2 protein-coding genes are annotated in these 6,642 nt (G+C 32.4%); both read left to right on the top strand.

Features of this window, described 5'->3' with window-relative positions; genetic code table 11:
- Positions 1-294: 294 nt before the first annotated feature.
- Positions 295-5,655, top strand: coding sequence for a hypothetical protein (locus tag HN894_05010; protein MBT7142677.1), 5,361 nt, complete (start codon positions 295-297; stop codon positions 5,653-5,655).
- 125 nt (positions 5,656-5,780) lie between these two features.
- Positions 5,781-6,642: hypothetical protein (locus tag HN894_05015; GenBank protein MBT7142678.1), on the top strand; the 862-nt coding region annotated here is incomplete at its 3' end.

The raw sequence follows: 6,642 nt of genomic DNA on the forward strand, positions 1-6,642 counted from the left end.
AATTAATATATTACAATTTTGTTTTAAAAAAGATTTCATCATTATGATGGAATCTTTTGTTTATAACATAGTTATTAAAGTGAAACAAAATTAGCTATATTAACAACTTATGAACAATTATTGAAATGTATTTATCAGGAAACTAATTAGTTAAAAAATATTCTAAATAAATGAAAAGATATATTTTGTAAGTTTGTTTTTTCTTACATATATTTACTCGCTAATTAAAATTGTAGATTTAAGTTAAATGTTTTCGGATGTTTAATGATAGTAAAGTACTGGTAAATAATATATATGGTGAAATTTTTACTTAAAATTTTATTGATTATTTCTTTAGTTCTATATGCTAATTTTATGTGTATTGGTCAAATTCCTGTACATGTTTCAGTTTATTATGGAATTGATGCTAGTGAATGTTCATGGAACATTTGGAACAATTCTGATAGCACTATCGTTTTAAGCGACAATGGTTCAGCAATCAACAATTCATTTTCTTTCAATGACACAATAAATTTAGCACCTGGCGAATACACTTTCAATGCCTACGATTCGTATGGAGATGGCTGGAATGGAGGAGGTTGGTATCAAATTTCACCACTTTTTGGAACTTCCACAAACCAAGTGTATTTTTCAAATGGAAATATTCAGAATACCGTATTTTCAGTTTTTCCTATGACTGTGATTGACATGGGAATAGTTGCGTGGAATTCCCCTATATCGGGAATTTCTTTAGATTCAAATGAAACAGTTACAGTTCAGATACAAAATTTTGGACTTGCTACCCAATCGAATTTTACTCTATCTTATTCCATCGACAATGGCAATTCTTTTCAAATCGAGAATGTAAATCAAAACATAGAATTTGGAGAATCATATATTTTTTCGTTTCAACAAACCGCCCATTTTTCAACATATGGATCATATAATTGCATAGTAGCAATAAGTGCAAGTGGAGATTCTAATAGTTCAAATGATACTTTAAATATTGAAATATCGAATTTCGAAATAATATCAAATTTTCCATGGGCAGAGAATTTTAGTAATGGAATTAGTTTTGGTTGGAGAAATGAAGGAATAGAAAATTGGATTATTGAGAATGATTACTTGTATTGTGATTTTTGGAATTGGGCAAATTCTGAAAATGCTACACTTATTTCTCCTCCGCTACAAATTGGTAATTCTAGTGTCTTAAGTTTCGATTGGTCGAGTTCCAGTTTTTCGATATACGATTTAAGCGAATTTAATATTTATATTTCGACAGACACTTGTAGTTCGTGGCAAATGGTTTGGGAGAAATCCGGAACAGATTTGAACTCCAATGATGGAGCAACAAATACTACACCTGGAAGTTTCATTTCAGAAGTTATTGATTTAACAAACTATATAAATAATCTCATTTTTATTAAATTTGAGGGAGTCTCTGGCTGGGGTCCAAATTTGTATCTCGACAATATTTCAATAGAAGAATACGATCAAGTAGATTTATCAATTGAAGAAATAATTTCTCCACAATCCGGATGCGGATTAAGCGATCAAGAGGAAATTTCTATTTTGATAAAAAATAGCGGTTTATTTGAAATATCAGATTTTGAAGTTTCATTTAGCATTAATAATGGAAATAGTTTTATTACAGAAATAGTAACAGATACAATTTTTGCTGGAGATAGTCTCCAATATTCATTTAATCAAACTATTGATATTTCTTTATCTGGAGAATATCAAGCAATATCGGGTGTTTCGTTTATCTATGATTTTAATTCTCAAAATAATTTAATTCACGATACAATTGTGTCTGTAGAAAGCTTAAGTTTTTCGGGCTTAGAAATTGGATTGGGCTTAGTTCCGGTTTATGTTCAGGTATTTTATGATGCGAATTGGTCATTCGAAAATTCTTGGGAAATATTAAACGAAAATGGTGACACAATTTTATTTTCCACAACCGGAACAAATTTATCAAACGATTTTTCATATAATGATACAATAAACTTACCAATTGGGAATTACACTTTTGTAGCTCACGATTTGTATGGAGACGGTTGGGGAGGTGCAAATAGTCAGAGTTGGTACGAAATTTCATCTTCCTATGGAAATTCAACAGGTTATCAAACATTTAATCAAGGAAACATACAAACATCAACATTTTCAGTTGGAGGAGTAATTCCATTTTGCGATAATGCTGAACCTGTTGTTTTAATCGGAAATCTGCAATCTGCAATTTTCTCCGGTAGCGGAATATCCGATAATACATTTTATCCTTCAAATGCTGGATTTGGCTATCATACAATTTTGTATTCTTTCGTTAACAACGAAGTTAGTTGTATCGATTCTCAATCAGTAATTATTGCCGAAGCTCCAACTTTAGAATTGGGTTTAAATCAAAATTTATGTGAAGATGAAAGCTTAACTATTGATGCCGGAATAAGTGATTATTATTTGTGGAGCGATGGTTCAACCAACCAATTAATAAATATTGGCACGAGCGGAACCTATTCAGTTACTATCTCATTAGAAAACGATTGTGAAGCAAGCGATCAAATTGAAGTTGAATTTTCTCCACTACCTTCTATAAATTTAGGAAACAACCAGGAGATTTGTGATGGAGATACTTTAATTCTAAACGCCGGGAATGATTTGTCTTATTTTTGGAATACAGGATCAATCAATCAGTATATTAACATCAATCAACAAGGGACATTTGCAGTTACTGTTACCGATTCAGCAGGCTGCGAAAACTTTGATACTATTATTGTTTCAGTAAATCCAATACCAAATGTATTTTTAGGATATGATATAAGCATATGTGGAAACGAAATTGTAACAATTGTAGCTGATTCGGGATATTCATATTTATGGAACACAGGATCAAACAATCAATCAATTTCTGTTGTTGAGAGCAACACATATTCAGTTACTGTTTCTGATTCTAATTTGTGCCAGAACCACGATGAAATAAATGTTTCATTCAATCCAATACCAACCATAAATTTGGGAAATGATACCTCAGTTTGTGATAATGACTCTTTACAAATATCTATTAGTGGATTTAGCAGTTATTTGTGGAACACTGGGACATCAAATCAAACTATCGATATAAACCAAACTGGCAACTATTCTTTGACAATAACCGATATTTATAATTGTGTAGCTACTGATAGTATTTATGTTACATTTCTAAATACTCCAATAGTCGATTTGGGCGAAAATCTCACTTTTTGTGAAAATGAAATTTGTATTCTGACTGCTGACAGCGGAGACACATATATTTGGAATACGAATTCTATAAATCAAAATATAATAGTTTTTGAATCTGGAAATTATTCAGTTACAGTTTCGAATAACAATGGATGCTCTGATTTCGATGAAATAAATGTTGTATTCAATCCTTTACCAATAATAGATTTAGGAGAAAATCAAACGATTTGTGATGGTGATAGCATTATTTTAGATGTTGGTTTTTTTAGTGAATATCTTTGGACGAATAATGTTTGGACCGACACAAATCAAACTATTTCAATATCAGAAAATGATTTTATATATGTTACTGTTATTGATAATAATAATTGTCAGGCAAATGATGAAATTGAAATAAATGTCCAAATTTTACCTTCAGTTGAATTAGGTTCAGATACATTTTTGTGTGCGGGAAATACAGTATCGCTAAATGCGGAAGGTTCACACAATTATTTTTGGAATACAGGTGAAACAACTCAAGTCATTCATGCACTAAATTCAGGTGTTTATAGTGTGATTATTTCAGATTCAGTTGGTTGCGAATCAATTGATAGTATAAATGTTTTGTTTTATACCTTGCCTAATTTAGAACTTGGAGACAATCAATTAATCTGTAATAATTCTTCATATGAAATTGAAGCGGGAGATTTTTCTTCATATTTATGGAATAATGGAACCATCGGTCAAAGTCTTATAGTAGCACAAAATGGAATTTATTCTGTTTTAGTTACAGACTCTAACAATTGCCAAATGACTGATACCATAAGCATTTTATTTGGCCAAAATCCAATTATATATTTAGGAGCAGACCAAACAGTTTGCGAGGAAGACAGTTTTGTTATTGATGCAGGTACAGGTTTCACTTATTTATGGAACAATACTTACACATCTCAAATTATAGATATTTCTCAAACAGGAATTTATTCCGTTACTATTACTGATTCTATTGGATGTGAAGCCTCAGATACAATTTCAATTATTGTAAATCTTTCACCAATACTTGATTTAGGTGCCGATCAAGGAGCTTGCCAAGGCACTGCAATTGGTTTAAATGCTGGATTCCATGATGCTTATTTTTGGAACACCGGGCAAACTACACAAACAATATCAGTTTTTGCAACAGGATTGTATGAAGTTACTGTATCAAACTCTTTTGGCTGTCAGGCATCTGATGAAATTAATATTACAATAAATCCTTATCCTGTAATTGATCTTGGACCAAATCTTGTTGGATGCGAAGGTTCGTATATAACTCTTGATCCTGGTGGGTCCGGATATTTGTTTTATTGGAGTAATGGAATTATTGCACCAACACTTAACGTAACTGAGCCAGGATTATATTCAGTGATTGCAACAGATATGTATGGATGTATGGCAACAGACTACATCTATGTTTCATTTGTTACTTCTCCAACTGTCGATTTGGGAACAAGTCAAATAATTTGTGAGGGTATCTCTACGATTATAAGTCCGGGAAATTTTGTTTCTTACTTATGGAATAACGGAGAAACAAGTGATTCATTGGAGATATTTATAGCTGGAGAATATTCTGTTTCTGTAACCGACATTAATGGATGTTTAGGAGCCGACACCTTAACACTTACAGTAAATCCATCACCAAATGTTGATTTAGGGATCGATTTATCTATTGACACAACACAAAGTATTGTTATAGATGCTGGCTCAGGATTTAATTCATATTTGTGGAGTAATTTTTCAAGCAATCAAACAATTTCTATTCAAGGCAATTTGCTTTCTATAGGAAACTATACATATTCAGTTGTGGTAGCAAACAATTTTGGATGTTTTGGATACGATACTATTAATATTTCTGTATTGCCTCCTGTTTCATCTCAAATAATCGTATTACCACAGGGCTGGAGCATGTTTTCTACATACATTGATCCAAATTTGCCTGATATTGCTGATGTTTTGAGTACTATAAGTTCTGAAATCGTTTTAGTGAAAAGCGACATGGGCTTACTATTTTGGCCAAGCTTTGGAATAAACCAAATTGGCAATTTAACTATTGGTAATGCATATTTAATCAAAGTCAATATTAGTCAGGCCTTTAGCGTAGATGGAATAGCCCTAATTCCTGAAAGCACACCTGTTAACATTCCTCAAGGATGGAGCATGCTGGGATATCTTAGACAGAGTGTAGCTCCAATAAGCACTATGTTAAATTCAATAGAACCCAGTATTTATTTAGTAAAAAATTCTATGGGATTGCTCTATTGGCCTCAATATGGAATTAATACTATTGGTACAATGGTTCCGGGAGAAGGTTACCAAATTAATCTTTATAATAGTGAAATATTTTCATACCCTGCAAATAATCAAAATAATTACAAAACTGGAAGTTTAAATCAAAATAATATAATAAAATTTAGAAATATAACAAATACAAACAAAAAAATCTAAAATGAAAAAAGACATAAAAATAGTGTTTTACAAGCTTCGATATTCACCATAATCTTGGTGTGATTGGAATTCAAAAATTTAAACAAAAAAATTAAATATTAATTAATAAACTAAAAATTATTCTTATGAAGAAAAATTTATTACTTAAAAGCGTATTTATGTTTATCATTATGGTGGTCATAAATGCAGACTTGTATGCTCAACCCGGATGGACATATAATATTACTTCCGGTAATCATACCATTTTATTACAGCCAGGCACTATCACAATTAATGGCCAGGCTATTGCATCAGGCGATTATATTGGTGTTTTCTATGATCAATCAGGCGTATTAGCTTGTGGTGGATATATTGAATGGGCAGGCACTAATACAGCAGTAACCGCTTGGGGCGCTGAAGCAGGATATGATGATGGTTTCCAGGCTAATGAAGCATTTTCGTGGAAAATATGGCGAGCTTCAGACCAACAAGTATTTGATGCTACTGCAACTTATATGGCTATGCCTAATCAAGGTACATTTGCGGTAAACGGTATAAGTGGACTTGCTTCTCTTGCTGCAACTGGTTCTGGACCTGACCCGGTTGTTTTAAGCTACACTTCCGTAAATGTTTTATGTAATGGTGGAGCCACTGGTTCAATTGACCTTACAGCGTCTGGAGGAGTTGCTCCATATACATTTATTTGGTCAAATAGTGCTATTTCTGAAGATTTAAATGGATTAATCGCAGATACATATTTAGTTACTGTTACTGATGATGTTGGTACAACAGCTAATGAAAGCATTACTATTTCTCAGACAGCTAATGCTCTTGGTGTTACTGGCGTAGTAAGTGATGCAACAACTACAGGCGGCAGCGATGGTTCCATAGACCTATCCGTAACCGGCGGCACTGCCCCTTACACATATTTATGGTCTAATTCTTCGGTAAGTGAAGATATAAATGGTTTAATCGCCGGCACTTATTCAGTCATTGTCAGTGATAATA

It is taken from the genome of Bacteroidota bacterium, assembly GCA_018692315.1.
Classification (GTDB): Bacteria; Bacteroidota; Bacteroidia; order Bacteroidales; family JABHKC01; genus JABHKC01.